31 protein-coding genes are annotated in these 25,330 nt (G+C 72.8%); 15 read left to right on the top strand and 16 right to left on the bottom strand.

Annotated elements, in window-relative coordinates; translation table 11 throughout:
• The first annotated feature begins 10 nt into the window (after positions 1–10).
• The 3 genes from OHV05_RS32945 to OHV05_RS32935 all read left to right on the top strand — a co-directional run bounded on the left by OHV05_RS32945 (position 11) and on the right by OHV05_RS32935 (position 1,879).
• Positions 11–841, top strand: a complete 831-nt coding sequence (locus OHV05_RS32945) for a lysozyme (protein WP_405020965.1) — start codon at positions 11–13, stop codon at positions 839–841.
• Positions 842–922: 81 nt separating this feature from the next.
• Complete coding sequence (locus OHV05_RS32940; RefSeq protein ID WP_405020964.1) at positions 923–1,666, top strand: hypothetical protein; 744 nt, start codon at positions 923–925, stop codon at positions 1,664–1,666.
• 27 nt (positions 1,667–1,693) lie between these two features.
• Positions 1,694–1,879: a hypothetical protein gene (locus OHV05_RS32935; RefSeq protein ID WP_405020963.1), complete on the top strand. Its 186-nt coding sequence runs from the start codon at positions 1,694–1,696 to the stop codon at positions 1,877–1,879.
• A 75-nt stretch (positions 1,880–1,954) separates the two neighbouring features.
• Here OHV05_RS32935 and OHV05_RS32930 read toward each other — a convergent pair whose 3' ends face one another.
• The 4 genes from OHV05_RS32930 to OHV05_RS32915 all read right to left on the bottom strand — a co-directional run bounded on the left by OHV05_RS32930 (position 1,955) and on the right by OHV05_RS32915 (position 5,232).
• A complete protein-coding gene (locus tag OHV05_RS32930) occupies positions 1,955–2,842 on the bottom strand; it encodes a Gfo/Idh/MocA family protein (RefSeq protein ID WP_405020962.1) in 888 nt (295 codons plus the stop codon).
• Between the two features lie 43 nt (positions 2,843–2,885).
• On the bottom strand, positions 2,886–3,554 hold the full coding sequence (locus OHV05_RS32925) for an O-methyltransferase (protein WP_405020961.1): 669 nt from the start codon (positions 3,552–3,554) through the stop codon (positions 2,886–2,888).
• A gap of 122 nt (positions 3,555–3,676) precedes the next feature.
• Complete coding sequence (locus OHV05_RS32920) at positions 3,677–4,420, bottom strand: DedA family protein (RefSeq protein WP_405020960.1); 744 nt, start codon at positions 4,418–4,420, stop codon at positions 3,677–3,679.
• A 197-nt stretch (positions 4,421–4,617) separates the two neighbouring features.
• A complete protein-coding gene (locus OHV05_RS32915; RefSeq protein ID WP_405020959.1) occupies positions 4,618–5,232 on the bottom strand; it encodes a TetR/AcrR family transcriptional regulator in 615 nt (204 codons plus the stop codon).
• 114 nt (positions 5,233–5,346) lie between these two features.
• Between OHV05_RS32915 and OHV05_RS32910 the strand changes: the two genes are divergently transcribed.
• Positions 5,347–6,486, top strand: a complete 1,140-nt coding sequence (locus OHV05_RS32910; protein WP_405020958.1) for an FAD-dependent oxidoreductase — start codon at positions 5,347–5,349, stop codon at positions 6,484–6,486.
• Between the two features lie 24 nt (positions 6,487–6,510).
• On the opposite strand, the gene OHV05_RS32905 is transcribed toward OHV05_RS32910, so the two are convergent.
• On the bottom strand, positions 6,511–6,951 hold the full coding sequence (locus tag OHV05_RS32905) for a hypothetical protein (RefSeq protein ID WP_405020957.1): 441 nt from the start codon (positions 6,949–6,951) through the stop codon (positions 6,511–6,513).
• A gap of 341 nt (positions 6,952–7,292) precedes the next feature.
• On the opposite strand from OHV05_RS32905, the gene OHV05_RS32900 reads away from it, so the two are divergent.
• Both OHV05_RS32900 and OHV05_RS32895 read left to right on the top strand, forming a co-directional pair.
• Positions 7,293–7,871 (top strand): Uma2 family endonuclease, encoded by a 579-nt coding sequence (locus OHV05_RS32900; protein ID WP_405020956.1) that lies wholly within the window; start codon positions 7,293–7,295, stop codon positions 7,869–7,871.
• 155 nt (positions 7,872–8,026) lie between these two features.
• Positions 8,027–8,398, top strand: coding sequence for a hypothetical protein (locus OHV05_RS32895; RefSeq protein WP_405020955.1), 372 nt, complete (start codon positions 8,027–8,029; stop codon positions 8,396–8,398).
• On the opposite strand, the gene OHV05_RS32890 is transcribed toward OHV05_RS32895, so the two are convergent.
• Positions 8,399–9,184: a class I SAM-dependent methyltransferase gene (locus OHV05_RS32890; protein ID WP_405020954.1), complete on the bottom strand. Its 786-nt coding sequence runs from the start codon at positions 9,182–9,184 to the stop codon at positions 8,399–8,401.
• Positions 9,185–9,279: 95 nt separating this feature from the next.
• Between OHV05_RS32890 and OHV05_RS32885 the strand changes: the two genes are divergently transcribed.
• Positions 9,280–9,927, top strand: a complete 648-nt coding sequence (locus tag OHV05_RS32885; protein WP_405020953.1) for a class I SAM-dependent methyltransferase — start codon at positions 9,280–9,282, stop codon at positions 9,925–9,927.
• An 11-nt stretch (positions 9,928–9,938) separates the two neighbouring features.
• On the opposite strand, the gene OHV05_RS32880 is transcribed toward OHV05_RS32885, so the two are convergent.
• The 3 genes from OHV05_RS32880 to OHV05_RS32870 all read right to left on the bottom strand — a co-directional run bounded on the left by OHV05_RS32880 (position 9,939) and on the right by OHV05_RS32870 (position 11,877).
• On the bottom strand, positions 9,939–10,502 hold the full coding sequence (locus OHV05_RS32880; protein ID WP_405020952.1) for a Uma2 family endonuclease: 564 nt from the start codon (positions 10,500–10,502) through the stop codon (positions 9,939–9,941).
• Between the two features lie 39 nt (positions 10,503–10,541).
• Entirely contained in the window at positions 10,542–10,931 is a 390-nt protein-coding gene (locus OHV05_RS32875) for a VOC family protein (RefSeq protein WP_405020951.1), read from the bottom strand.
• A 67-nt stretch (positions 10,932–10,998) separates the two neighbouring features.
• Positions 10,999–11,877, bottom strand: a complete 879-nt coding sequence (locus OHV05_RS32870; RefSeq protein ID WP_405020950.1) for a spermidine synthase — start codon at positions 11,875–11,877, stop codon at positions 10,999–11,001.
• A gap of 116 nt (positions 11,878–11,993) precedes the next feature.
• Between OHV05_RS32870 and OHV05_RS32865 the strand changes: the two genes are divergently transcribed.
• Positions 11,994–12,959: an alpha/beta hydrolase gene (locus OHV05_RS32865; RefSeq protein ID WP_405020949.1), complete on the top strand. Its 966-nt coding sequence runs from the start codon at positions 11,994–11,996 to the stop codon at positions 12,957–12,959.
• Here the strand turns inward: OHV05_RS32865 and OHV05_RS32860 are convergent.
• The 5 genes from OHV05_RS32860 to OHV05_RS32840 all read right to left on the bottom strand — a co-directional run bounded on the left by OHV05_RS32860 (position 12,929) and on the right by OHV05_RS32840 (position 18,366).
• The gene (locus OHV05_RS32860; RefSeq protein ID WP_405020948.1) at positions 12,929–13,555 is read right to left on the bottom strand and encodes a TetR/AcrR family transcriptional regulator; all 627 of its coding nucleotides are present in this window, start codon (positions 13,553–13,555) and stop codon (positions 12,929–12,931) included. The two genes, OHV05_RS32865 and OHV05_RS32860, sit on opposite strands and share 31 nt — an antisense overlap.
• 130 nt (positions 13,556–13,685) lie before the next feature.
• Positions 13,686–15,743 (bottom strand): discoidin domain-containing protein, encoded by a 2,058-nt coding sequence (locus OHV05_RS32855; RefSeq protein WP_405020947.1) that lies wholly within the window; start codon positions 15,741–15,743, stop codon positions 13,686–13,688.
• A 141-nt stretch (positions 15,744–15,884) separates the two neighbouring features.
• Entirely contained in the window at positions 15,885–17,003 is a 1,119-nt protein-coding gene (locus OHV05_RS32850) for an AI-2E family transporter (protein ID WP_405020946.1), read from the bottom strand.
• 238 nt (positions 17,004–17,241) lie between these two features.
• Entirely contained in the window at positions 17,242–17,940 is a 699-nt protein-coding gene (locus OHV05_RS32845) for a glycerophosphodiester phosphodiesterase (RefSeq protein WP_405020945.1), read from the bottom strand.
• A gap of 9 nt (positions 17,941–17,949) precedes the next feature.
• Positions 17,950–18,366: a molybdopterin-binding protein gene (locus tag OHV05_RS32840; RefSeq protein ID WP_405020944.1), complete on the bottom strand. Its 417-nt coding sequence runs from the start codon at positions 18,364–18,366 to the stop codon at positions 17,950–17,952.
• Positions 18,367–18,558: 192 nt separating this feature from the next.
• On the opposite strand from OHV05_RS32840, the gene OHV05_RS32835 reads away from it, so the two are divergent.
• Entirely contained in the window at positions 18,559–18,753 is a 195-nt protein-coding gene (locus tag OHV05_RS32835) for a hypothetical protein (RefSeq protein WP_403035773.1), read from the top strand.
• Between the two features lie 25 nt (positions 18,754–18,778).
• On the opposite strand, the gene OHV05_RS32830 is transcribed toward OHV05_RS32835, so the two are convergent.
• Entirely contained in the window at positions 18,779–19,957 is a 1,179-nt protein-coding gene (locus tag OHV05_RS32830; protein WP_405020943.1) for an ROK family transcriptional regulator, read from the bottom strand.
• Between the two features lie 83 nt (positions 19,958–20,040).
• Between OHV05_RS32830 and OHV05_RS32825 the strand changes: the two genes are divergently transcribed.
• Positions 20,041–21,234, top strand: coding sequence for an MFS transporter (locus OHV05_RS32825; RefSeq protein ID WP_405020942.1), 1,194 nt, complete (start codon positions 20,041–20,043; stop codon positions 21,232–21,234).
• Between the two features lie 86 nt (positions 21,235–21,320).
• Here OHV05_RS32825 and OHV05_RS32820 read toward each other — a convergent pair whose 3' ends face one another.
• Positions 21,321–21,515 carry a hypothetical protein gene (locus OHV05_RS32820; RefSeq protein ID WP_403035782.1) on the bottom strand — a complete coding sequence of 65 codons (195 nt, stop codon included), beginning with the start codon at positions 21,513–21,515 and terminating at the stop codon, positions 21,321–21,323.
• 218 nt (positions 21,516–21,733) lie between these two features.
• Here OHV05_RS32820 and OHV05_RS32815 point away from each other — a divergent pair, with 218 nt between their 5' ends.
• The 5 genes from OHV05_RS32815 (at position 21,734) to OHV05_RS32795 (ending at position 25,327) form a co-directional block, all read left to right on the top strand.
• A complete protein-coding gene (locus OHV05_RS32815) occupies positions 21,734–22,558 on the top strand; it encodes a Scr1 family TA system antitoxin-like transcriptional regulator (RefSeq protein ID WP_405020941.1) in 825 nt (274 codons plus the stop codon).
• Positions 22,527–22,742, top strand: coding sequence for a DUF397 domain-containing protein (locus tag OHV05_RS32810; protein ID WP_403035788.1), 216 nt, complete (start codon positions 22,527–22,529; stop codon positions 22,740–22,742). Before OHV05_RS32815 ends, OHV05_RS32810 begins: the two co-directional genes overlap by 32 nt.
• A 72-nt stretch (positions 22,743–22,814) precedes the next feature.
• Complete coding sequence (locus OHV05_RS32805) at positions 22,815–23,765, top strand: deoxyribonuclease IV (RefSeq protein ID WP_405020940.1); 951 nt, start codon at positions 22,815–22,817, stop codon at positions 23,763–23,765.
• 214 nt (positions 23,766–23,979) lie between these two features.
• The gene (locus OHV05_RS32800; protein ID WP_405020939.1) at positions 23,980–24,489 is read left to right on the top strand and encodes a DinB family protein; all 510 of its coding nucleotides are present in this window, start codon (positions 23,980–23,982) and stop codon (positions 24,487–24,489) included.
• A gap of 49 nt (positions 24,490–24,538) precedes the next feature.
• On the top strand, positions 24,539–25,327 hold the full coding sequence (locus tag OHV05_RS32795; RefSeq protein WP_405020938.1) for an alpha/beta fold hydrolase: 789 nt from the start codon (positions 24,539–24,541) through the stop codon (positions 25,325–25,327).
• Positions 25,328–25,330: the final 3 nt, after the last annotated feature.

Raw genomic sequence — 25,330 nt, 5'->3', positions numbered from 1 at the left:
ACTCGAAGGAGTGCCCGTGCCCACCTTCCGTCTCCTCCACCGGGCGGCCCTGGCCGCCGCCACCGGCGCGCTGCTGCTGGGCGCCGCCGCCGTCCCGTCCCACGCGGACGCCGGGCGGCCGCCCGCCGAATTCCACCCCGAGCTCGACTTCGCGGGCTCCACCGTCGCGGCCCACGAGGGGAGAGCAGGCACTCCCCTCCAGAGCCTGGCCGTCACCCAGACCAAGGGCGCCGACGTCTCCAGCTGGCAGGGGAACGTCAACTGGAGCAACGCCGCCGCCAACGGCGCCCGCTTCGCCTACGTCAAGGCCACCGAGGGGACCAGCTACACCAACCCCTACTTCGCCCAGCAGTACAACGGCTCCTACAACGCCGGACTGATCCGGGGCGCCTACCACTTCGCCCTGCCCAACGCCTCCACCGGCGCCGCCCAGGCCACCTGGTTCGTCAGCCACGGCGGCGGCTGGTCCGCCGACGGCAAGACCCTGCCGCCCGCCCTCGACATCGAGTACAACCCGTACGGCGCGACCTGCTACGGCCTCAGCCGGGCCGCGATGGTCAGCTGGATCCGCGACTTCAGCAACACCGTGCACAGCCGCACCGGCCGCTACCCCGTCCTCTACACCACCACCGACTGGTGGACCACCTGCACCGGCAACAGCACCGCCTTCGGCACCACCAACCCCCTCTGGATCGCCCGCTACGCCTCAGCCGTCGGCACCCTCCCGGCCGGCTGGACCTACCAGACCATCTGGCAGTACGCCGACTCCGGCCCCCTCCCCGGCGACCAGAACTACTTCAACGGCGCCTACGACCGCCTCCAGGCCCTCGCCAAGGGCTGACCCCCGGCACACCGGCGGGCACCGGGAGCCCTGGGACCGGCTGCGGGATGCACTGTCCGCACCGGTCGCTAGCCTTCAGCCGTGAACAGGACCGACGAGATCGTGATCGACTTCGCCGACGGCTCCCGGCTGCTCCGGCCGGAGCGCGACGAGCTGACCTGGGCCGTCCAGGAGCGGACATCCGAACAGCACCCCTGGCTGTGCATCCTGCGCGGCGACCACGGGCCGGATGCACAGCTCTACATCCAGGCGTACTGCCACGGCCCGGACGCCTGGCAGGTGGAGCACCGGTTCGGGACGTCGAGCGAGCACTACGAGGCCGTCGGCCACCAGAGCTGGGCCGTGACCGAGCGGCTCCTCTGGGGCTGGACGGCGGCCGAGCCGGACTGTCGGGGCCTGGTGACGTGGCGGCAGCTGGACCTCCCCGCCCGGCAGGTCCCCGTCGCGTACGAGCCGCACGCCCGCACCCGCTGGATCGGCACCTGCGCGGAGGGCCAGTTCTTCGGCGACGTCACCGGAGCACCGGGCCTCCCCGGCACCATGGCACTGCTGCACCGCTTCGACCCGGAGGGGAACCACCTCGCCACCGACTTCAGCCCGACCACCGACGTCGACGTGGCCCACGACGAACTGGCGAAGCTGCTCGACACCCTGACCACCGCGACGCCCGGCCCGATCCGGATCCGCCCGTTCGAGGTCGAGGCGTACGGGGTGCGGTGGGGCCTGATCGACCGCACGGTCGATCACGACGGGCGCGAGCACTACGAGCTGCTGCCCCAGTGGCTCGGCTTCGGGGCCCCCTTCGACGGCCTGTACTCCACCTGACCCCCGCGCGACAAGGAACAGCCCTCCATGGCCCTCGGCGTGATCCTGCTCGTAGCCGTATTCCTGGCACTGCTCGCCGTGGTCTTCACGGCCTTCTTCCTCCTGGCCTCGGGCTCCGGCTGGCGACGGACCTGGGTCAGCCTCGGCGGCGCCTGCGCGGTGATCCTGATCCCGCTCGCCGTCCTCGTCGTCCCGCTGCTGTTCATGCGCTGACGACGCGACACCCGCCCGGTACGTCTGCGGCCCGGCTCACCCCGAGGAGGGTGGCCGGGCCGCAGACGTACCAAGTCACCGCCCCAGCGAGCGCTCCGCCTCCGCCAGCAGCTCGACCACCCGCAGCCCGAAGGCCGCGTCGCACGGGTGCGCCGCCCCGTCCGCCGCCGAGGAGAGCAGCGCCGAGACCGCCCGGGCGTAGGCGGCCTGCGGGCTCTCGTTGCGGTCCGGCATCACCAACCGGCCTGCCTCGCCGCGTAGTTCGACCACCACCCCGTCCACGGCCGCCGCCACCGGGGTGGTCAGGCTCAGGGTCAGGGTGCTGGAGGCACCGCCGACGTGCCGCAGTACCAGGTGCACGGTGTCCAGCGGCCCGGCGACCGCGGTGATCTCCGTGGCGTCGCCGAGCACCGGCAGCAGCATCGAGAGCGCGTGCGGACCGACGTCCCACAGCGCACCCTTCTCCCGCCGCCAGGGCGAGTCCGCGTACGGGCTTCCGCTGTCGGCCGCGAAGACCGAGCCGAACCACTCCGCCCGCGCCGTGAACCAGCCGCCCCGGGCGGCCTGTTCGGCCAGCCAGCCGGCCTGGTCCGCGCCGAACCGCAGGGTGAAGAACACCACCGAGGCGACCTTCGCCCGCTCGGTCGCCTCGACCACGCCGCGCGCCTGCTCCACCGTCAGCGCCACCGGCTTGTCCAGCAGCAGGTGCTTGCCGGCCCCGGCGGCCCGGACGGCGTACTCGGCCTGCACCGCCGGGGGCAGCGCGATCGAGACCGCGTCCACCTCGGCGAGCAGCCGCTCGACGTCGGCGAACGCGGGCACGCCGAACTCGCCCGCCAGCTCCGCCGCCGCCTCGGGCCTGCGGCCCCACACCCCGGCGAACTCCGCCTCGGGGTGGGCGGCCAACGCCGGTGCGTGCACCCGCTGCGCCCAGGGTCCGGTGCCCAGCAGTCCGATCCGCATTCCCTGCTCCTTAAAGAACTACCGCTGAAAAGCTGCCGCTGCTCTACCGCTCCACCCGGATCAGGGTGAAGCCGTCGTACCCCTTGGTGCCGACCGTCTGGACCGAGGTCGCCGTCACCCGGTCCGAGGCCGCCAGTTCGTCGTGCAGCCGCCGGGTGCCCAGCACGCTCGGGTCGGTGCTGTCCGCATCGGCCACCGCGCCGCCGCGCACCACGTTGTCCACCACGATCAGGGTGCCCGGGTGCGCGTGCCCGATCGCCCAGACCACGTAGTCCGGGTTGCTCACCTTGTCGGCGTCGATGAAGTAGAAGTCGAACGGCTCGACCCCCTCGGCGTCGAGCGCCGCCAGCGTGTCGGCGGCCCGCCCGAGCCTGACCTCGGCCTGCTTGCCGAGCCCGGCCAGTTCGAGGTTCTGCCGGGCCACCTCGGCGTGCCGGGGGTCGATCTCCAGCGAGATCAGCCGCCCGTCCGCCGGCAGCGCCCGCCCGAGCCAGATCGTGCTGTACCCGCCGAGCGTGCCGATCTCCAGGATCCGCTTCGCCCCGGCCGTCCTGGCCAGCAGGTGCAGCAGCTTGCCCTGGTTCGGCGCCACCGCGATCTGCGGCAGGCCCGCCCGGTCGGCCGCCGCCAGCGCGGCCGACAGCACCTCGTCCTCGCCGATCAGCTGCGCACTGAAGTACTCGTCGACCGTCGTCCACTGTTCCTGGCCCACTGCGATCCTCCGGGTCCGTCGGGTCCGTCACATCGGTGATCAACCACACTTTAGTACCGGAATGCGAACCGCCGGTGACCCGTAAGAGGGTCACCGGCGGCCGCAACGCAGCTGACGGGTGCTCAGTCGGCCACCGGGGCGGACGCGGGCTCGGGCTGGCCCGCGACCTTGACGGTGCCCACCGCAGCCGACTCGACAGCGGCCTCGGACTCGGCCCCGGCCGCGCCCTCGACCGGCTGCCCACCGCTGGTCTCCGGGTGCTCGGCCCGGTGCTTGGCCGCCCGCCGCTTGAGCACCCAGGCGGACCCGGCCCCGAACACGGCGGCCAGGATCAGGCCGACCCAGGAGAAGCTCTTCAGCCACTGCTCGGCGGCCTTGCCCACGGTGTAGATCAGCCAGGTGGTGCCGCCGGCCCAGATCACGCCGCCGAGCACGTTGGCGATCAGGAACTTCCAGTACGGCATCCGCAGCGAGCCCGCCAGCGGCCCGGCGAAGATCCGCAGCAGCGCGATGAACCGGCCGAAGAAGACCGCCCACATGCCCCACTTCTGGAACGCCCGCTCGGCGGTGGCCAGATGGTCGGGGCCGAAGTGCTTGGGGAACTTCCGGCCGAGTTTCTCGAACAGCGGCTTGCCGCCCTTGCGCCCGATCGAGTAGCCGATCGAGTCGCCGATGATCGCACCGGCGATCGCGCACGCCGCCACCAGCCACGGGTTGACCACGCCGCTGGCGGCCAGCACCGAGGCCGTCACCAACGCGATCTCGCCGGGCAGCGGGATGCCCAGGCTCTCCAGCAGGATGATCGCGCCGACGAGCGCGTACACCGCGTTCGGTTGCACGTGCTCCAGCCATACGTCGATGTGCAAGGTCGGATACCTCCGGGGCAGGACACTCGCTCCGCGAGGTCGGCGAGGGTCGGCAAGGGTCGGTCGGGGTCGGTCGAGAAAGACGGGAGAGTCGGGCAACACCGCGAACGCACCGCAGCGCCTCCGCGACCCGGGACGGCCGAGGGCAGCCTAACCCGCTCGGCCGGCCCGCCCGGTAACACGCCCGGGAGCCCCGGTCAGTTCCCGCCGCCGGCCAGGCCCCGGTGCAGCAGGGTGGTCAGGGTGTCGACGATCTGCCCGTCACCGGCTCCCGGGCCCAGCTCACCCGCCGTCAGCAGCGCGTAGCCGAACATCGAGAGCATCCCGCCGATCGCGGCGGCCACCAACTCCGGCTCGCCCGGCAGCCGGTGGCCCTGCTCGTGCATGTACTCCAGGTGGTCCCGGAGCACGGCGGTCTCGGCGGTCAGCGCGGCCCAGGCCCGCCCGGAGCCGGGGGGCTCGGCCATCGTCGACTGGGTCAGCGCGATCACCACCGGGAGGTGGTCGCGGAACACCTGCCAGGAGACCGCCACGTGCTCGCGCAGTTGCTCCCGGTCGGAGAGGTCGTGCGCCCGGTCGTGGCCGTCGGCGGCGATCGCCAGGTCGGCCTGCTCGCCCATCTCCCGCAGCAGCGCCTGGAGCAGTTCGTCCTTGCTCGCGAAGTGGTCGTAGAACGAGCCGGTGGCCCGGCCGGCGGCCCGGGTGATGTCGGTGATCTTGGTGTTCAGGTAACCCTGCTCGACGAACAGCCGCCGGGCCGCGTCCTTGAGGGCCGCCTCGGTCTCGGCCGCCCGCTCCTTGCGCACTCCCACCGGGGTCACTCCCTGTCCTCGGGCCGTCCTCTTGACGCCGCGCTCCGGGCCTCAGCATACTGAGCCCGGTTTCACCGAATACAGATTCACCGAATCAGAATTCAGGGAGTCGACATGCGGATCATCGTCATCGGCGGCGGCGTGGCCGGCGCCGCGAGCGCCCTCGCCCTCCGCCGCACCGGGGCCGAGGTCACCGTCCACGAGGCGTACCCGGACCCGGCCGGGCCGGTGGGTTCGTTCCTCAGCCTGGCCTCCAACGGGCTGCGCGCCCTGGACGCGCTCGGCTGCCTGCCCGAGGTGCAGCGGCGCGGCTTCGCGGTCGCCGAGCAGCGGATGTGGTCCTCCGACGGCCGCCTGCTCGGCGTGATGCCGCGCGGCCGGCTCGCCGGGGACGACCTGCTGAGCGTCACCTTGATGCGGGGCCGGCTGGTCGACGCCCTGCGCACCGAGGCCGAACGGGCCGGGGCCACCGTCCACACCGGGCAGCGGCTGACCGGCCTGACCGAGCACGCCGACGGTGTCCGGGCCGAGTTCGCCGACGGTTCCACCGCCGAGGCCGACCTGCTGGTCGGGGCGGACGGCCTGTGGTCGGCCACCCGGACCCTGCTCGACCCGACCGGGCCGAGCCCGGCCTACGCGGGGCTCTACAGCGTGTCCGGCCGGTCCGAGGGCGTCCCCGGCGATCCGGCCGGCTTCAACATGACCTTCGGCCGCGGCGGCGTCTTCGTCCACCTCCCGGCCCCCGACGGCTCCACCTGGTGGTCGGCCCAGGTCGCCACCCCCGAACCGCCGGACCTGGCCACCGTCCCGCTCACCGACTGGCCCGCCCGGCTGGCCGACCTGTACCGGCACGAGTCACTGCCGCTCACCCTGCTCCGGGCCACCACCGAGGTGCACCGCCCGACCCTGATGCACACCCTGCCCGCCGTCCCCGCCTGGCACGGCCGCCGGACCGTCCTGGTCGGCGACGCCGCCCACCCGGTCGGCGCGGGCCAGGGCGCCTCGATGGCCCTGGAGGACGCGGTGGTACTCGCCCAGGTCCTGAGCCGGGCCGGCTCCCTCGCCGACTACGAGCAGCTCCGCCGGGCCCGGGTCGGCCGGATGCTCAAAGCGGCCGCCGCCAACCGGGACGCCAAAAAGGCCGGCCCGGTCGGACGCCGGGTCAACGACCTGGTCCTGCCGCTGGTGTTCCGGCACTTCTACCCCCGGTCCACCGCCTGGCTCTACACCCACGAACTCGGCTCCCTGGCCTGACCGTTCGACGACCGTTCCCGCCGGTCAGCTGTCCTGGGAGGGCGTTCGGACTCGTCGGCCGGACTCCAGGGCCGCGCTGAGCAGCGGCAGGTACTCGGGCGCGCAGACGAACAGGACGGTGTCCTCGCCGTCGCGGCATTCGGTCACCTTCCACCCCCTCGGCATGCCGCCCGGGTCCGTGCCTTCCCGATCGCGCACACGGACGGGTTCCACCTGCGACAGCGGGATCGGCCAACTGTTCAGTCCCGGCGCCTCGGTGGGCGAGGTGGCCAGCGTGGTGGGGGAAGCGGTCAGGAAACCGAGCACGGGGCGGCAGTACGGGCGCGTGCCGAAGACACACCCCTCGAAGGTCACCGCCTCCCCCGCCTCGAACGCCTCGGTCAGCTTCCGCACCTTGCGCTCGGCCGTCCCGAAGTCCGGCGTCAGCCCGAACGACACCAGGGTCTGCAGCAGTACGTCCAACATGATTCCGCCCCCGTCACGTCGCGCTTCCACCTGGACGACGGCCCACCCGGCTTCCCGGTTCCGGGGCCGGCCTGCCCATCGCGGCGTGCTGAAACCGGTGCACCGAGCAGTGCTCCCGGGCCAGGAAGGCGCTGCGCAGTGCGGTGCCGGTCCAGGTATACGTGGCGGTGGTCCCGGGGCTGCGGATTCCCCGCACACGCGGGGGTCAGCCGGTGGCGAGGTCGTCGGCCTGGTTTACAAGGGAGTCCCTCCGCAGAGGTGGCGGGTGCGTTCGTACGGCACTTGAACTTCGGGAGGGAGCGTGGCCCTGTGGGGCCGGCCTGCGGTGGGAGGATGTGGCCATGGCCGATCTCCGGATTTCCGAGCGTCACGCCCAGTTGCTGGCGTATGCCCGGAGCCTGACCCCGCCCTCGGGTTGGAAGATCGAAGTGTCGGGCGACGAGATCATCATGATGGCCGGACCGTCGGTGATCCACCAACGCAACCTGCTCGTCGTCCGGGAGCAGTTCGACGTGCACCAGCCTGCCCATCTGATGCCGAGTGAGAACACCGACCTGGCCTCACCGAACGTCGGCAAGCTCCGCAATCCGGACCTGACGTACATTCCGGTCTCCGTGATCGAGCTGGGTGGCAACGACGTCCCGGCGGAACTGACGGAGCTGGCGGCGATCGCGGTGGAGATCGTCCCACCGTCCAACCCCGAGAACGACCTGGTGGGCAAGGTCCGCGACTACCCCCTGATGGACATCCCGGTGTACCTGCTGATCGACCCACGCGAGGGGACGGTGACCCTGTGTTCCGAGCCGGGTGGCGGGGTCTACCACCGCCAGTGGAGTGGGAAGTTCGGCGACACCGTACCGATCCCGGAACCCTTCACCTTCGACCTGATCACCAGGGACCTGATCCGCCACCCCGCCTGACCACCACTCCACCCAGCGGTCGGCCGGCGTGGTTCACCGCGACGTGGCCCTCCCTGTACACGCGGGGGTCACTGACCCGCACACGTGAGGTCAGACGAAAGCCACTGCCGGAAAATCCGGTGCCGCCACCCCCGCGCCCCGGCCATCATGTCCGGATGACCGACCAACCGACGGCGGAGCCCGACCCGGCACTGCTGGGCATCGGCATCACCGCCAACATCGTCCAGCAGACCGTGCAGGGCCACGGCGGCCTGGAGGTCCGCCGTGGGACGAAGCACTTCGCCCCGGGCGCCAAGGTCTGGGTGGTGCCCCCGCACTGGGACTGGAGCGAGCGGCTGTACGTGGTGGGGCGTCACCGGGGCCGGTTCAACCGCTACATCGCGGTCGTGATGCGCCGGGACTTCCTGGAGAACCCCCGGATCAAGGGCGTCTACAGCCCCGCCCTGGCGCAGGCGCTCGCCGATGTCGTCGGCCGCCCGTTCTGGGACGGCGTCGAGGAGGCCCAGCTGATGCTGGACCGGTGGTGATCACCGTCGGCGCAGCGCCTCCGCCAGGCCGACCGTCCCGACGATCCGGGCCCGCTGGTCGGGCAGGTCGAGCGCCAGCACCCGGAACAGCCAGCCGTGCCGGGCGGTCAGCGGCACCGTCCGGGCGTCCCGCAGCAGCTCGTGCGAGCGGACGCCCCACGGCATCGGGGGCACCGTGTACCCGCGCCGGGCGGCCCGGCCGGACTTGGTCATGCCGGAGAACCAGCGCGGGACGACGTCGAACAGCAGCGTCCCGCCCGGGAAGCGGTCGGCGCAACGGGTGAACAGCTCGCGCACCTCGGCGGGCTGAAGGTACATCAGCAGACCCTGCGCGACGATCAGTACGCCGAGCGCCGGGTCCACCTCGGCCGGCCAGGCCGGGTCGGTCGCCGAGCAGGCCAGCAACCGCTGCCGGGGGCCGGGCGGCAGCAGCCGTTCGCGCAGGGCGACGGCCTCCGGCAGGTCGACGGTCAGCCACTGCGCCCGGCCGTTGTCCACCCGCCAGTACTGGGTCTCCAGGCCGTCGCCGAGACAGACCACCGTGCCGCGCGGGCAGCGCAGCAGGAAGTCCGCCACCTCCTGGTCGAACAGTCCGCAGCGGGCGCCCTGGAGCCGGCTGCCGAAGCCCTGCCCGCTGCCGAACCGTTCGGCGAACGGGTAGTCCAGCGCCTCGACCAGCTCGACCGCCTTCGGATCGGGGTACGGCGTCCCGGGCCGCCGGGCCTCCACCGCCCGGTGGTACAGCGTCCACAGCGCTGTTTCGGGAATCGCGGACAGCTCTTCCACAGCAGGTCCCTTCACCGAGCCGACCCCCACCGCATTCTGACACCGCGTCGGGCCCCGGGCGCCGAGGCGCAGCGGACGTTTGCCATCCTGGACCGATGGCAGACTTCCCGCAGCACGGCCGGATCCGGCACAGCTACGACACGGTGGCCGAGGAGTACCGGAGCCGGATCGGCGACGAGCTCACCCACAAGCCGCTCGACCGGGCCCTGCTCACCGCCCTGCTGGAGCAGACCGAACCCGGCACCCCGATCGCCGACCTCGGCTGCGGGCCCGGCCACGTCAGCGGCTGGCTGGCCACCCAGGGCGCCCGCCCGGTCGGCGTCGACCTCTCCCCCGCGATGGTGGCGCTGGCCCGCCGCGACCACCCGGACCTGGACTTCCGCGAGGGCGACCTGCTCCGTCTCCCGGCGGCGGACGGCGAGTTCGGCGCGGCGGTGGCCCTCTACTCGGTGATCCACCTGGCCCCGGCCGAACTCCGCCCCGCCTTCACCGAGATCCGCCGCACCCTCCGCCCCGGCGGCCTGCTCCTGCTCGCCTTCCACCTCGGCACCGAGGTACGCCACCTCACCGAATGGTGGGGTCACCAGGTCGAGGTCGACTTCCACTTCCTCGACCTCACCACCGTCGAGGACCTGCTCACCACCACCGGCTTCAGCGTCGAGGCCCGCCTGGAGCGCACCCACTATCCCCAGGAGGCGGACACCCGCCGCGGCTACCTGCTGGCCCGCCGCCAGGACGGCTGACGCCGCGGAAGTCACATCCCGGTGGTGTCGATCTCCACCTCGAACGGCACGGGCAGCCGCACCGGCGTCCCGAACGGGTGCGGCCCGTCCACGCTCTCGTACCCCAGCCGCCCGGGCTCGGTGAACAGTGTGCACTCCCGCTGCTGACGGTCCACCAGCAGGTACACCGGAGCGCCGTACTGCCCGTACCTGCGCCGCTTGACCGTCCGGTCCGTCTCCCCGTTCGACGGCGAGGTCACTTCCACCACCAGCAGGGTCTGGTCCGGCAGCAGCGCCCCCTCCGTCTTCGCGAGCTCCGCCGGCACCACCGCCAGATCCGGGATGTACCAGTTCTCGGAGCCGGGCAGGTCGAGGTTCCCCGACCCGGCCACCAGGTTCAGCTCCTGCAGCCTCGGCGAGAGCTGACGACGCACCAGGCCCGACGCTCTCTCGTCCGCCCATGGCACCGACACGGGAGTGATGACGCCTTCGACGAGCTCGGTGCGGTCCCCCGCAACGTGCTCGATCGCGTACTTCAGCGCCCGCTCCGGATCGCTGACGCTGTACTCCCCGGGGACCTGAGCCGCAGTACCCATGGACGTGCTCCGTTCCGGCAAGGCACCCGCGCCGGGCCGCTACTTGCTGTGCACGAGCTGGATCAGGTTGCCGCAGGTGTCGTCCAGGACGGCCGTGGTGACCGGGCCCATCTCCGTGGGCTCCTGGGTGAAGCGCACGCCGAGCGCCCGCAGCCGCTCGAACTCGGCCGGTACGTCGTCCACGGCGAAGGAGGTGGCCGGGATGCCGTCCTCGACCAGGGCCGTCTTGTAGGGGCCCACGGCCCGGTGGCCGGAGGGCTCCAGCAGAAGTTCGGTGCCGTCCGGTGCCTCCGGTGAGACGACGGTGAGCCAGCGGTCCGCGCCGCCCAGCGGGACGTCGTGCTTCTTCACGAAGCCCAGCACGTCGGTGTAGAACCGCAGCGCCTTCTCCTGGTCGTCGACGAAGACGCTGGACAGGTGGATCCTCATGAACGGCGCTCCTGGGGGTCGGTTCGTGGAAGCTGATCGCCCGGCAGCGACAGTACCGCCCTGCCCCTTACCCCACGCTGAACGCGCCCTCCGGCGGTGGCGGCGAGTCGGTGGCGGTCGCGTCGGAGACCGGGGCGGTGCGGCCGATCAGGCGGGTGAGTTCGGCCTCGGCGCAGAGCCGGGCCGGGAAGACGTCACCGGCCAGACTGCGGGTCAGTTCCGCCTCCGGGAGCGGCCGGTCGGAGCCGATCAGCAGTACGTTGCCGTAGCGGCGGCCGCGCAGCACCGAGGGCTCGGCGGCCAGGCAGACGTACGGGAAGACCGCCCGGACGGTGGCGGCCTGGGCCTTGGCGAAGGCCAGCGGCGGGCCGTCCGCCAGGTTGGCGGCGTAGCAGCCGCCGGGGCGCAGCGCGGCGGCCGCCAGGCCGACGAACTCCACCGAGGTCAGCCGGGCGGGGGTCCGGGAGCCGTGGAAGACGTCGGCGACCACCGCGTCCACCGAACCGGGGGCGGCGGCGGCCAGCGCCTCGCGGGCGTCGCCGACCTGCACGGTGATGCCGTCCGGCCACGGGAGTTGATCGGCGATCAGCTCGACCAGCGGGCCGTCCACCTCGACCACCCGCTGCCCGGAACCGGGCCGGGTGGCGGCCAGGTAGCGCGGCACGGTGAGCGCCCCGCCGCCCAGGTGCAGCACGTCCAGCGGCTGCCCGGCGGGGGCCGTCGCGTCCAGCAGGTGGGCGATCCGCCGGGTGTACTCGAACTCGAGGTGGGTCGGATCGTCGAGGTCGACGTACGACTGCGGGGTGCCGTCCAGGGTCAGCAGCCAGCCGCCGTCGCAGTCCAGATCGGGCATCAGCTTCGCCGTACCGAGCCCGACCGTCCGCTCGACCGGCAGCCGGTCCTCGGGGCTCGTCGCGGTTCCTCCGGTCGGGGTGTCTGTGGGCATGACCGCAGCATAAGCGGGACGCCGGCTCGGGCCGTCCCGGGCTACCGGCCGGTAGAGTCGGTGGTCGCGGATCGGTGGTCCTGCCACGGCAGGCCGGAGCAGAGGTTGGTGCGGCAGTGGAGTTCCGAGAAGACATCCTGGGGACGCCGTACGAGGCGGCCGAGCTGCCGTTGACGCCCGACGAGGAGGGGCCGGTCAGTGCGACCCTGGTCCGGCGGCTGGTCCCGGGGTCCCAGCGGGCGGTGCTGTACCTGCACGGCTACACCGACTACTTCTTCCAGACCAACCTGGCCGACCACTTCGTCGCGGCCGGCTTCTCCTTCTACGCACTGGACCTGCGCAAGTACGGCCGCTCGCTGCGGCACCACCAGTCGCCGAACTTCGTCCGCGACCTGGCCGCCTACGACGAGGAGCTCGACGCCGCGGTCCGGATCATCCGGGAGCAGGACGGCCACACCCGGCTGCTGGTCAACGGCCACTCCACCGGCGGGCTGATCGCCGCCCTGTGGGCCTCCCGACGGGCCGACCGGCAGCTGGTCGACGGGCTCTTCCTGAACAGCCCGTTCCTGGCCATGCCCACCGCCCCCGCGCTGCGCACCCTCGGCGCACCGGCCGTCGAGGCGCTCGGCCGGTTCGCCGCGCTGCGCAAGCTGCCCGCGCCGCTCAACCCGCACTACGTGCACAGCCTGCACCGCGACCACCGGGGCAGCTGGGACTTCGACCTCGCGCTCAAGCCCGCCGAGGGCTTCCCGCTGTACGCCGGCTGGCTGGCCGCGATCCAGCGCGGCCACCGCCAGGTCCGGCAGGGCCTGGCGGTGGACTGCCCGGTGCTGATGATGGCCTCCACCGCCTCCACCGTCACCGGCAAGTGGGACCCGGCGCTGCTGCACACCGACGCGGTGCTGCGCGCGGACGACATCGCCGCGCTCGCGCCCCGCCTGGGCCGGCACGTCACCACCGTCCGGATCGACGGCGGGATGCACGACCTGGTGCTCTCCGGGGAGACCGCCCGCACCCAGGTCTTCGCCGAGCTCGACCGCTGGATCGGCGCCTACTTCCCCTCCCCCGCCACCGTCGGCTGACCCGGCGCCCGGACCAGCCCGGCGACGTGGTCGGTGACCAGGTCGAGCACCTGCACCGCTACACCCGCGTCGCCGAGCACCAGGTGGTTGACCGTCAGCCCGTCCGTCATCGCCGCCAGGTAGCTCGCCAACACCCCTACGGGAGCGAGGAGTTCGGCACCGGTCCGGCGGCACAGCTCCTCGATCAGCTCCCGGTAGGTCTCGGTGTACAGCTCGTACTGCCGCCGGGCCAGGTGCTCGAACCCGGGCTGGCGCAGGGCGTACTGGGTCAGTTCGTAGGTCAGCATGTGCTCGGCCGGGTTGGCCACCACGTGCTCCCAGTAGGCCCGGAAGCCGGCCCGGACGGTCTCCCGCAGAGTGGCCCGCGGCCGGATCGCGTCCCGCACCATGGTGACCGAGTGCTCGGTGATGGTGGTGATGACGGACTCCAGCAGCGCCTGCTTGGAGTCGAAGCAGTAGTGGAAGACGCTCAGCGACAGACCCGCCTCGGCGGCGATCGAGCGGGTCGTGGTCCGGGCCACGCCGTCCCGGGTCATCGCCCGGATCGCGGCCTCGGTGAGCTGCCGACGCCGGTCGGCGGACGGCATCCGTGCCATCGGTGGTGCTCCCTCCGTGCTCCGTGCCCTGTTCCCGTGCCCCGCAGTCCGTACCCCTGGCCCCGTTCCGTTCCGGACGACGTACGGCCGGACCGGGGTGAACCGGTCCGGCCGCACGCTACCCCGGCCGTCAGGTGCTGTACACGCCCACCTCGTGCAGCGAGTAGCCCCACTGCGTACCGCGCTGCACCCCGTGCACCCTGATCTGACGGGCCGGAACCCCGGCGAACTGCGCGGTGTCCAGGCCGCCGTCACCGGTCGTGGTGGACCAGACGGACCGCCAGTTGGTGCCGTCGGTGGAGACCTCGATCCGGTACGCCTTCCCGTACGCCCGCTCCCAGGCCAGCGTGACCCGCTTGACCAGGTGTTCGGAGCCGAGGTCGATCTGCAGCCACTGGTCGTCGCTCCAGTCGCTGGCCCAGCGGCTGCCCGCGTCACCGTCCACGGCCCGGCCGGGCGCGAAGCTGGTGAACGGGTTCCACTCGGCGGAGCTGGCCGAGGCGGTCGAGCCCGCGGCCAGGTTCACCCCGGCCCGGTGCTGCTCGGCGGCGCCCCAGGTGCGCAGGTAGGACTCGGCGCCCTTGAACAGGTCGTCCACCACGCCCTGGCCGCCGACCAGCCGGATGTCCTCGATCCAGTCCGGCACCAGGCCGTAGTGCGCGGCACCGTCGGTGTTGATGTCCCAGGTGCGCTGCCCCGCCGTCTGACGGTCGATCACCGAGCCGCCGTCGACGCTCCGGAACGGGTACCGCACCGGATTGGCCGTGTCGGCCCCGCGCGGGCCCGGCCAGCCGCCGACCCCGTTCATGTCGGTGCCGTAGCCGTAGCCGACGTTGTACTTGTCCCGCAGCGCGTCGGTCCGCTTGGCCTCCGCGCTGAACGCCTCGGCGCCGTTCATGTACTGGGCGACGAAGCCGCCGAGCTTGTAGACCCGCTCGATCCAGTCCAGGTCCATCCAGCTGTGCGAGGAGAGCGCACCCGGGTAGGACTGGGACTCCATCAGGTCGAACGCCTGCCCGGCCGCCTTGACGCTCATGTGGTCGAGTTCCAGCATCATCTTGCGTTTCATCATGCCGCGCACCGCGTACTCACCCAGCTCGGTCAGGCCGCGGGTGTTGCACTGCGCGTCGGCCGCGTAGGAGGGGACGGCCACCCCGGCCGGCAGCTCCTGCTGGGCGACCGGCGCCGGGACCAGGCCGATCGGGTTGTCGTGCTGCGGCCCGGCGCACTTCTCGGTCTGCCAGAAGGTGCCGGTGGACAGGAACTGCCCGACGTTGATCGCGGTGCCGAGCGCGCCCTCGTCGAACCGGACCCCGCACAGCGCGTTGTCCAGCTTGTGGCAGAGGAACATGCTGCGCACCCCGAGCCCGTACAGCTCGTCCAGGCCCCGGTCGATGTCCGCCTTGCTGCACTGGGCGACGTCCAGGATCTGCTTGCAGCCGAACGGCTCGGAGGTCTCGACCCCCAGCACCACCGCCAGCTTGCCCTGCTGGACCACCTGTCGGGCCTGCGCGGTGTCGGTGACGATCCGGAACCAGCCCTTGCCCGGGCCGCCGTACATGGTGTCGATGTACGCCTGCATCTCGTACGTCTTCTGCGCCTGCAGCCGGATCGAGGTCATCTCGTCGCAGCTGCGGTCCTTGAAGAAGTACACCGAGCAGATCACGCCGTTGGTGACCAGGTCGTTGACCAGCACCCGCTCGCCGCCGCGCCAGGCCCGCTCGACCCAGGCGTAGTAGTTCTGCTGGTGGGTCATCGAGTCGTGCGCGGGCCAGTCCTTGAAGGTCGGCCAGCCGACCGGGTCGTGCCGGCCGTCACCGCCCTTGGTGATCATGTCGAAGACCGCCAGCGAGCCGTCCGGGTAGTGCTCCGGACAGTCCTTCAGCGCGTCGGCGACGCCGAGTTGGGAGAACGGCTTGCCGCAGATCAGCCGGCCGCCGAACGCCTCGTTGGACATCAGGTGGTCGTGCGCGTCGACGAATCCCCGGACCTGCCCGTTGGCGTCCGTGCCCTGGAAGGGCGCGCCGGTGACGTTGATCCCGGAGTCGGGGGCCGGACGTGCGGTCGGGGTCCACCAGTCGGACTGGGCCGCCGCCCCGGGGACCGGGACCAGCGCCATCGCGACCAGGGCGAGGAGCAGCGAGAGAACCGCCAGGAGTCTGTGCCTGCTGTGCGCGTGTCTAGTCATGATCACCACTCAGTCGGGTTCCGCGTGCACGGTGTGACGAGAATCCCGGCTGTTGGACTCCGAGTCAACAGTCCGGGACAACTGACCTGATAACTCGTCACCAACCCCAACTCGGGCACGGCCAGGCCCTGCTGGGAACCCCTACGGCTCGGCCCCGACCCGGTGCGGGCGGCCGTCGGTGCCCCGGAGGACCGACACGATGCCCAGCGCCGCCGCGCTGACCGGCACGGCCAGCAGGGCGCCGATGATGCCCGCCACCCCGGAGCCCGCGACCACCGCGAACATGATGGTGGCCGGGTGCAGCTCCACCGTCCGGCTCTGGATCACCGGCTGCAGGATGTTGCCCTCGATCATCTGCACCGCCAGCACCACGCCCAGCGCCCAGAGCGCGGTGGCCAGCCCGCCGTCGGCCAGCGCGACCAGCACCGCGACGGTGCCGGAGAGGAAGGCGCCGATGAACGGGATGTAGGCACCCATGAAGACCAGCGCGCCCAGGCCGGGCGCCCCCGGCACCCCGAGGATCAGCAGGCCGATGGTGATGAAGGTGGCGTCGATCAGGGCGATCAGCGTGGTGCCGCGCATGAAGCCGGCCGTCGCCTTGAACGCCTGCTGCCCACAGGCGATCACCGTCTCGGCCTTCGGGCCCGGCACGATCGAGCGGACCAGGTCGGGGCTGCGGTGGCCGTCCCGGAGGAAGAAGAACACCAGGGCGAGCGACAGCACCGCGCCGGTGATCGCCTGGGTGGCGAAACCGAGCCCGGAGAGCACCCCGCTGGCCACCGAGCCGACCAGCGAACTGCCGCTGCCCGCCGACTGGGAGAGCGCGAACTGGAGCTTCTCCCCGACCGGGCCGAGCCAGTCGGCCAGCTGGTCGCCCGCGTCGCGCAGCGCCGCCGCGATCTGCGGGGCGCTGTGCACCAGCGAGTTGGTCAGGATGCCGAGCACCCCGCAGACCACCAGCACCAGCACCACGCAGGTCAGCCCGGCCGCCGGGCCCCGTTTGACGCCGTGCCGGACCAGCCAGGGCATCACGGGATGGAGCAGCGCGGTGGCCAGCAGCGAGAGGATCATCGGGATGGTGGCGGCGCGCAGCGCGACGAAGGCGTACACCACCAGGGTCGCCACCCCGATGAACAGGATCACCGCGAGCGACCAGGCGGCGGTGGCCCGGACCACCGGGGGGAGCATCAGTTGCGCCGGGCGGCGGTCCTCGGGACGGACCCCCGTCGGTTGCGCCGCCTGCCCGGGCTCCGCTGACATGCCGTCTCCGTCCTGGCGCCGCTGATGATCAGCTCATCTCAGCACAGGATCTGATGGAATGTCCGTTTCGACGCAGCTAGGGCCTGTCGTCGAACCCCCGTCGTCCGCGGGGCGTCGTTGGGGTGCGTGGCTCGGCGGTGCCGAGGAGGGAGTCCATGCGGAGCATCGGCGACCGACGAGAAGCCGGCGAGGTGCGTGCCCCGGCGGCGGCCCGCAGGCGGGGGTTTGACGACAGGCCCTAGGCCCGGCCGTCCAGCACCCGGCGCAGCAGGGCGACCCGGTTGCTGGTCACCGAGGCCACCCCGGCCCGCAGCAGCCGGGTCATGGTGCGCCGCCGGTCCGCCGTCCAGGCGCTGACGGCCAGTCCGGCCGCCCCGGCCTCGGCCACGTACTCCGCGTCCACCAGGCCGAACGGCGGGTTGAGGTAGCGCGGCCCGAGGTCGGCCAGCAGGGCCGGGACGGGCATCCTCGGCAGCTTCCAGGTGAGCGACAGCTCGGCCGCCGGGTCGAGCGCCCGGACCGCGAGCATCGCGCCGACCGGGCCGCAGTAGCCGACCAGCCGCTCGGCGCCGAGCCCGGCCACCACGGCGTGCGCGGCGGCCGCCGGCCCCGGCTCGTCCAGGTCCACCAGCAGCCGGGCACCCGGCCGTTCGGCCACCGCCTTGACCGCCTCGGCCAGGGTCGGCACCCGCAGCCCCGGCCGGCCGACCTGCTCCAGCTCGGCCAGGGTGACCCGGCCGACCGGGCGCGGGTCGTCCCAGAGCCGCTGCAGCGTCAGGTCGTGCAGCAGCACCGGGACGCCGTCCCGGGTGAGCTGGACGTCCACCTCGACGGCGTCGGCCCCGGCGGCGAGCGCGGACTCGACCGAGGCCAGGGTGTTCTCCCGGTGGCGGTACGGGTCGCCCCGGTGGGCGACCGCGAGCACGTGCTTCGACATGGCGCTCCGTCAGCTCCGCTCGACCACGACGTTGGTGGACTTGATCACGGCGGTGGCCGGGGCGCCCGGCACCAGGTTCAGCTCCTCGGCCGACTCCCGGCTGATCAGCGAGACCACCCGGAACGGGCCGGCCTGGATCTCCACCTGGGCGGCGACGTCGCCGAGCACCACGTTGGTGACGATGCCGGGGAACCGGTTCCTGGCCGACGAGGGACGGCCCTCCGCCTCGGCGTTCTCCGGCTTGGCCAGCTCGCGCGCGAAGGCGGCCAGCTCGGCCCCGGCGACGATCCGGTGCCCGTGCTCGTCCCGCTCGGCGACCAGCCGGCCGGCGTCCACCCAGCGCCGCACCGTGTCCGCGCTGACGCCCAGCATCGCGGCGGCCTCGCCGATTCGGTACGGATTGACCGGCCGGTCCGCCTGGCCCATGAGCTGCTCCTGTGCTGGGACTGTGCGCTGCTGCTGTCACCGCCATCCTGCCGTATCGGGGGGCTGGTCAGCTAACGGTCAGTCAGCCATTTTTCGGCATTAAACTGAACGAATCGGGCATGCTGCGATCGGTCGGGCCCCAACCCGCACCGACCGGTCCTGACCCGCCCCGCCCCCAGGAGGAGCAGCCCCATGGCACCCGAGCCCGTCCCGTTCTCGTTCATCGCCGAGGCGGAGCGGTACCAGAGCAACGTCGCCCCGCCCCGGCGGGAGCGCCGCTCGGTCAGGGCGGTCTGCGGCGGGGTGCTGGTCACCGTGGTCCTGATCGCCGGCCTGGTGGCCGCCGTGGCGCTCGGCATGCCCGCCCTCCGGCCGCCCAGCAGCTGACCGGCCGTCAAGCCCCGGCGCCGTTCTAGGGCTCGCCGAACAGGTCCCGCCGGACGGCGTCGCCCGCCGTCAGCACCGCGCCCGCGAGCACCGCACCGCCGCCGGCCGACCCGGCCCGCACCTCGGTCGGGAACGGTGACAGCTCGGCCAGCCGGCGCTCCACCAGCGCGGCCAGCGCGGCACCGCCGGCCCGGCCGATCTCGCCGCCGAGCACCACGCAGCCCGGGTCGATCACCACGCAGACGGCGGCCACCCCGATCGCGATCCGGTCGGCCAGCTCCGCCAGGAAGGCGGTCGCACCGGTCGCCAGCGCCGACCGCAGCACCCCCTCGGCCTGCTCGACCGGGCCGCCGTCGGGGACGGCCAGCCCGTGCGCCCGGGCCAGCTCGCAGACCGCCGCGCCGGCCACCAGCGAGTGGAAGCCGCCGTCGCAGCCGATCGCGTTGGGCAGCGCGCCGGTGCCGGGCACCGGCAGGAAGCCGATCTCCCCGGTCCCGCCGGAGGCCCCCCGGCGCAGCCGCCCGTTCAGCACCACCGAGGCGCCGACGCCGTGGCCGAGCCAGAGCAGCACGAAGTCCTCCCGGCCCTGCGCGGCGCCGATCCGGTGCTCCGCGATGCCCGCCAGGTTGACCTCGTTCTCCAGGATCACCTCGGTCTCCGGCTGGGCCCGCAGCGCCGCCAGCAGCTCGGCGTGCCAGCGCGGCAGCCGGCCGGAGTTGTTCAGGACGCCGGTGGCCGGGTCGACCACCCCGGGGGCACCGACCGCGACGGTGTGCAGGTGCCGGACCCCGACCTGCTCGGCGGTGCCCAGCAGTGTCCGCACCGTCCGCTCCGCGAGGTCATCGCCGTGCTCGGGGCCGGCCGGGATCTCGGCGGTGGCCAGCGTCCGGCCGGTCAGGTCGGCGATCACCAGCGAGACCCCGGTGGAGCGGACGTCGATGGCGCCCAGGTGCGCCCGGTCGGCCACCAGGGCGTACAGCCGGGCGTTCGGACCACGGCGCTGCTCGCCGCTCTCGCCGACCACGGCCACCAGGCCGCCGCGCTGGAGGCGTTCCAGCAGGTCCGCCACGGTGGGGCGGGACAGGCCGGTCAGGTTCCGCAGTTCGGGTGCGGTGAGCGGGCCGTGGGCGAGCAGCAGTTCCAGCGCCAGGCGATCGTTGATGGCGCGGGCGGTGCTCGGTGTGGCCGTGCGCGCGATGGTCATGGAGCAGCATCCTTCCAGAGCTATCTATCAGGGTACCTGCCTGATAGTTTGTCCGGCAGTCCGCCGGAAGGGGAATCCACGTCATGGACAGTGACCAGCAGGCCCGCCGGGCCAGGGTGCGGATCGCCCTGGTCTTCGCCGTGCACGGGTCGGTCACCGGCAGCTTCGTCACCCGGATCCCGTGGATCCAGGACCACCTGGACCTGAGCGCGGGTCAGCTCGGCCTGGCCCTGGTCGCCCCGGCGATCGGCGCCTCGCTGGCGATGCCGCTGGCCGGGCGGGTGGTCCACCGCTACGGCGAGCGGGCGGCCGTCCGGGGACTGCTGGCGCTCTGGTGCCTGGCGCTCGCCCTGCCCGCGCTCGCCCCCAACCTCGCCGTGCTCTGGCTCAGCCTGCTCGCGTACGGGGCCGCCGCCGGCATGGCCGACGTGGCGATGAACGCCCAGGGCGTGGAGGTCGAGCAGCGGCTCGGCCGCTCGATCATGTCGGGCCTGCACGGCATGTGGAGCGCGGGCGGGCTGATCGCCTCCGGCTTCGGCGTGCTGGCGGCTCACCAACAGCTGGACGCCCGAGCCCAGTTGGCCGCCACGGCGGCGGTCCTCACGGTGCTCGGCTGGTCGGTCTGCGGCGGGCTGATCGACATCCGGCCGGCCGAGGACGAGGACGCGCCGCCGCGCTTCGCCCTGCCGCCGCGCTCGGCGCTGGCGATCGGCCTGGTCGGCTTCTGCGCGGTCTTCGCCGAGGGGGCCAGCATGGACTGGGGCGGCGTCTACCTGCGGGACGTCACCGGCGCCTCGCCGACCGTCGCGGCGGCCAGCTTCACCGCCTTCGCCGCCACCATGACGGTGGCCCGGCTGGCGGGCGACCTGGTGGTCCGTCGGCTCGGCCCGGTCCGCGCGGTCCGGGTCAGCGGCGGTGTCGCCACCCTGGGCGGGCTGCTGGTGGTCCTCGCCGACTCGCCCTACCTGGCCATCCCCGGCTTCGCCCTGATCGGCATCGGCATCGCCGTGGTCGTCCCGCTCGCCTTCGCGGCGGCCGGACGCACCGGCAGCAACCCCAGCCGCTCGATCGCGGGCGTCGCCACCATCACCTACACCTCGGGCCTGATCGCCCCCGCCGTGATCGGCCTGATCGCCCAGACCACCTCACTGACCGCCTCCTTCACCGTGGTCACCGCCCTGACCGCCGCCCTGGTCCTCAGCGCGGGCGCCCTCCGGCAGACCACCGCCGCCTCCGCCGCCGCACCGAGCGAGGAGCCCGCGACCAGCGGGGCGTGAACACGGCGCAGTACAAGGGCGCGGGGCCTCGGCCCCGCGCCCTCTGCGTTTCCGGGACCGGACTCCCCGCCCGGCACCGTCCCCGGCTACCGCATCCCCCGGTCCAGCCGCAGGCGTTCGCCGTCACCGGCCCGGATCGGGCAGTCCGGCATCGGGCAGCCGCACTCGCCGAAGGAGAGCGCCGAGCCGGAGACGTACTCGGCCCGGTCGAATCCCCGCCGCTCGCCCGCCGTCCGGCCGGGCCGGGCCCGCTCCTCGATCCGTTCCGCCAACTCGCTCATCGCCGTCCTCCGCTGTCGCGCTTTGCCTCGTTGCCCCGCCGACCGTGATCCCGATCGACTAGCTTGGTAACAGGATCGACACGGAGAGCGACCGCGAACAGAGTTGACGGTCCAACAGTCCAGCCGACAGACCCGGCCGCCCTCACCGGCCGGGCCAGCCGACCCGGGGGAACCACGGACAGATGCCCAACCCACGCGAACTCGACCCGTCCGAGTCCATGCTCGCCCTCTTCGGCTCCGAGCTGCGCGAACACCGCTCGCGGGCCCGGCTCAGCCAGGAGAACCTGGGCGAGGTGCTCGGCTACACCGGATCACTGGTCGGCCAGATAGAGACCGGCCGCCGCACCCCCACCCGGGAGTTCGCCGAGCGGCTGGACGGGGCGCTGGAGACCGGCGGGATCTTCTCCAAGCTCTGGCCGCACATCACCCGCGGCCAGTTCCCCGGCTTCTTCAAGTCGTACGCCGAACTGGAGCCCCGGGCCTGCCAGATGCTGGAGTACGGCGGCGAGCTGATCCCCGGCCTCGGGCAGACCGAGGGGTACATGCGGGCGGTCTTCGAGGCCGGGCTGCCGCTGGCCCCGCCGGAGACCATCGAGGAGAAGGTGGCCGCCCGGCTGGGCCGGCAGGAGCTGCTCCGTGGTCCAACACGTCCCTTGTTGTGGTGGCTTCTGGCGGAAAATGCCATTCGTCGCCCGGTGGGCGGATTCGGCACGATGGCTGATCAGTTGGGGCACCTTGTTGATCTCGTCCGGTCGCGGATGGTTGTGATCCAGGTGCTGGAGACCTCCCGGGGTGCACACGCGTTGCTGGAGGGGTCCATGACGCTAATGTCCTTTGCGGACGGGATCCCCGACACGGGGTACGTCGAGGCGCCGCACGCCGGTGTGCTGATCGAACACCCGGACACGGTAAGAGAGTTGAGGCTCTCCTATGACCTGGCACGGGCTGACGCCCTGTCACCGGAAGCGTCGCTGAACCTCGTTGAAAAGGTAGCGAAGGAGCACCAACACCATGCTGACGAGCACCGAGCTGAACCGGGCTGACTGGCAGTCGTCCAGCTACAGCGGGGCCTCCGGAGGCAACTGCGTCCAGCCGGCCCTGAACCTCGCCGCCGCGCACGGCGTCGTGCCGGTCCGTGACTCCAAGAACCCGACCGGCCCGCACCTGGAGTTCCCGGTCGGCGCCTGGGCCGCGTTCGCGAGCTGGGCCGCCGGCCAGCAGGTCTGACCCAGCGGGTCCGGCCTCCCCGGCCGACCTCCGCCGGACGGCCACGACGGAGCCCCCGCTACCCTCGTGGCCATGAACACCGCAGCTCAGCCGCCCGTTCCCGCCACCCGCAACCCCGTCGGCGCCCATGTGCCGGTGGCCGGTCGCGGGCTGGTCGGCACCGGCCTGGCCTATGCGGAGCGGGTCGGCGCGGAGGCCGTCCAGGTCTTCGTCGCCAACCCGCGCGGCTGGGCCACCCCCGCCGGGACACCCTCCCGGGACGCGGAGTTCCGGGCGGCGTGCGCGACCGCCGGCATCCCGGCGTACGTGCACGCGCCCTATCTGATCAACTTCGGCTCCGACTCCACCGCCACCCGCGAGCGCTCCGCCGAATCGCTCTGGCACTCCCTGGCGCGCGGGCACGAGATCGGCGCGCTCGGCGTGGTGGTGCACACCGGCTCGGCCGTCGGCCGGTCCGCCGACGGCGGCTCCCGCTACGCCGAGGCGATGGCGCAGGTCCGCGCGGACGTCCGGCCGTTGCTGGACCGGCTGGACGCGCTCGGCGAGGACGCGCCCTGGCTGCTGCTGGAGCCCACCGCCGGGCAGGGCAGCTCGCTCTGCTCCCGGATGGAGGACCTGGCCACGTACGTCGAGGCACTCGACCACCACCCCCGGGTCGGCGTCTGCCTGGACACCTGCCACGCCTTCGCCGCCGGGCACGACCTGGCCGCCCCGGACGGCGTCACCGAACTCCTCGACACCCTGCTCGCCGCCGTCGGCCCCGGCCGCCTCCGCCTGATCCACGCCAACGACTCGATGGACGTGGCCGGCGCCCGCAAGGACCGCCACGCCAACATCGGCACCGGCCACATCGGCGCCCCCGCCTTCGCCGAACTGCTCGCCCACCCGGCCACCGAGGGCGTCCCGCTGATCATCGAGACCCCCGACGGCCGGCACGACCCGGCCCGCGTCGAGGGCGCCCGCCACGCGGCGGACATCGCCCTGCTCAAGCAGCTCCGGGGCACGCCCCGGACCGGGAGCTGATCCGGCGGGCCACGCACGGCTGGTGCAGCTCGTAGTGGGCGGCGGCGTAGGTCCCGTCGCTCGGACCCGGCCTGACGCCTCGTCACCGGCCCCAATGCGCCCGGCCCGTCCGGGGTGCGCTGCGCGCGGCCAACCGGGGGCCGGGTCCCCGGCCTGACGGCTGACCGTCAATACTGGCTCCCGCCCCACCCACCAGTACGGACGAGGAGCACCAGTGACCGACGACACCCGGATCGGCCCCCCGAACTTCGGCAGCGAGCGCGAGATGCTGCGGGCCTTCCTCGAGTACCAGCGGGCCACCCTGGCGATGAAGTGCGCGGGGCTCAGCGACGAGGAGCTGCGGCAGCAGTCGAGCCCGCCCTCGACCCTGTCGCTGCTCGGCCTGGTCCGGCACTTGGCCGAGGTGGAACGCGCCTGGTTCCGCCGGGTGTTCGAGGACCACGACGCCCCGATGGTCTGGTCCGAGAAGATCGACTTCCAGGCCGCGTACGACGCGAGCGACTCCACCCGGGAGGAGGCCTTCGGCGCCTGGGAGGCCGAGGTGGCGAACTCCCGCCGGATCGAGCAGGCCGCCGAGTCGCTGGACCTGGCCGGGTACCAGCCGAGGTGGGAGGAGGAGGTCTCGCTGCGGATGGTGCTGGTGCACGTGCTGCTGGAGTACGGCCGCCACAACGGGCACGCGGACTTGCTCCGCGAGGGCATCGACGGCACCGTGGGCGCCTGACCTGCGAAAATATCTGGCGCTGCACCGGGAGTGATGCGATCATCCGCGGATGATCACTCTTGCCGACGATCTCGGCCACCTCTCGTACACCGTCACCGGAGCGGGCACCCCCGTCCTCCTGGTGCACGCCGGCATCACCGACCACCGGCTCTGGGACCCGATCGTGCCCGCGCTCGCCGAGCGGCACACCGTCATCCGGTACGACCTGCGCGGCTTCGGGGAGTCCGCTCCCCCGTCCGGTCCGTTCAGCGAGACCGAGGACCTGGGCCGGCTGCTCGACCACCTCGGCCACCGGCGGGTCGACCTGGTCGGCGCCTCCTGGGGCGGCCGGATCTCGGTGGCCTTCGCGCACGCCCACCCGGAGCGGGTCCGGTCGCTGACCCTGCTCGCCCCGGCGATCGGCGGCTTCGACTGGTCGGCGGAGAAGGTCGCGTACGACGAGGCCGAGACCGCCGCCCTGACCGCGGGTGACCTGGACGCCGCCGTCGCGGTCAACCTCGACATGTGGCTGCGCGGCCCGGACCGCGGCTGGGCCGAGGTCGCTCCGGAGCTGGCCGAGCAGGTCCGCGGCCCGCTCCGGACCTCACTGGTGCACCAGGACACCGTCGGCGAGCACTCGCAGGGCGTCCCCGGCGTCGACCTCACCACCCTCACCGTCCCCACCCTGGTCGGGATCGGCCTGCTGGACGTCGCGGACTTCCGGACCATCGCCCGCCGGTACGCCGCCGAGATCCCCGGCGCCCGCCTGGTCGAGTTCGCCGGCGCGGCCCACCTGATCTCGCTCGACGCTCCCGGTGAACTGACCGCCGCCCTGCTCCCCTTCCTCGACGCGGTGTGAGCC

It is taken from the genome of Kitasatospora sp. NBC_00070, from assembly GCF_045041205.1.
Classification (GTDB): domain Bacteria; phylum Actinomycetota; class Actinomycetes; order Streptomycetales; family Streptomycetaceae; genus Kitasatospora.
Note: the sequence above shows the minus strand (reverse complement) of the source record. Positions and strands in the feature narration are given on the sequence as shown.

Coding starts and splice junctions, on each gene's coding strand:
- OHV05_RS32935 (WP_405020963.1), top strand. CDS start 1,694: ATGGCCCTCGGCGTGATCCTGCTCGTAGCCGTATTCCTGGCACTGCTC.
- OHV05_RS32930 (WP_405020962.1), bottom strand. CDS start 2,842: ATGCGGATCGGACTGCTGGGCACCGGACCCTGGGCGCAGCGGGTGCAC.
- OHV05_RS32910 (WP_405020958.1), top strand. CDS start 5,347: ATGCGGATCATCGTCATCGGCGGCGGCGTGGCCGGCGCCGCGAGCGCC.
- OHV05_RS32905 (WP_405020957.1), bottom strand. CDS start 6,951: ATGTTGGACGTACTGCTGCAGACCCTGGTGTCGTTCGGGCTGACGCCG.
- OHV05_RS32900 (WP_405020956.1), top strand. CDS start 7,293: ATGGCCGATCTCCGGATTTCCGAGCGTCACGCCCAGTTGCTGGCGTAT.
- OHV05_RS32895 (WP_405020955.1), top strand. CDS start 8,027: ATGACCGACCAACCGACGGCGGAGCCCGACCCGGCACTGCTGGGCATC.
- OHV05_RS32885 (WP_405020953.1), top strand. CDS start 9,280: ATGGCAGACTTCCCGCAGCACGGCCGGATCCGGCACAGCTACGACACG.
- OHV05_RS32880 (WP_405020952.1), bottom strand. CDS start 10,502: ATGGGTACTGCGGCTCAGGTCCCCGGGGAGTACAGCGTCAGCGATCCG.
- OHV05_RS32875 (WP_405020951.1), bottom strand. CDS start 10,931: ATGAGGATCCACCTGTCCAGCGTCTTCGTCGACGACCAGGAGAAGGCG.
- OHV05_RS32870 (WP_405020950.1), bottom strand. CDS start 11,877: ATGCCCACAGACACCCCGACCGGAGGAACCGCGACGAGCCCCGAGGAC.
- OHV05_RS32860 (WP_405020948.1), bottom strand. CDS start 13,555: ATGGCACGGATGCCGTCCGCCGACCGGCGTCGGCAGCTCACCGAGGCC.
- OHV05_RS32855 (WP_405020947.1), bottom strand. CDS start 15,743: ATGACTAGACACGCGCACAGCAGGCACAGACTCCTGGCGGTTCTCTCG.
- OHV05_RS32850 (WP_405020946.1), bottom strand. CDS start 17,003: ATGTCAGCGGAGCCCGGGCAGGCGGCGCAACCGACGGGGGTCCGTCCC.
- OHV05_RS32845 (WP_405020945.1), bottom strand. CDS start 17,940: ATGTCGAAGCACGTGCTCGCGGTCGCCCACCGGGGCGACCCGTACCGC.
- OHV05_RS32840 (WP_405020944.1), bottom strand. CDS start 18,366: ATGGGCCAGGCGGACCGGCCGGTCAATCCGTACCGAATCGGCGAGGCC.
- OHV05_RS32835 (WP_403035773.1), top strand. CDS start 18,559: ATGGCACCCGAGCCCGTCCCGTTCTCGTTCATCGCCGAGGCGGAGCGG.
- OHV05_RS32830 (WP_405020943.1), bottom strand. CDS start 19,957: ATGACCATCGCGCGCACGGCCACACCGAGCACCGCCCGCGCCATCAAC.
- OHV05_RS32825 (WP_405020942.1), top strand. CDS start 20,041: ATGGACAGTGACCAGCAGGCCCGCCGGGCCAGGGTGCGGATCGCCCTG.
- OHV05_RS32820 (WP_403035782.1), bottom strand. CDS start 21,515: ATGAGCGAGTTGGCGGAACGGATCGAGGAGCGGGCCCGGCCCGGCCGG.
- OHV05_RS32815 (WP_405020941.1), top strand. CDS start 21,734: ATGCTCGCCCTCTTCGGCTCCGAGCTGCGCGAACACCGCTCGCGGGCC.
- OHV05_RS32810 (WP_403035788.1), top strand. CDS start 22,527: ATGCTGACGAGCACCGAGCTGAACCGGGCTGACTGGCAGTCGTCCAGC.
- OHV05_RS32805 (WP_405020940.1), top strand. CDS start 22,815: ATGAACACCGCAGCTCAGCCGCCCGTTCCCGCCACCCGCAACCCCGTC.
- OHV05_RS32795 (WP_405020938.1), top strand. CDS start 24,539: ATGATCACTCTTGCCGACGATCTCGGCCACCTCTCGTACACCGTCACC.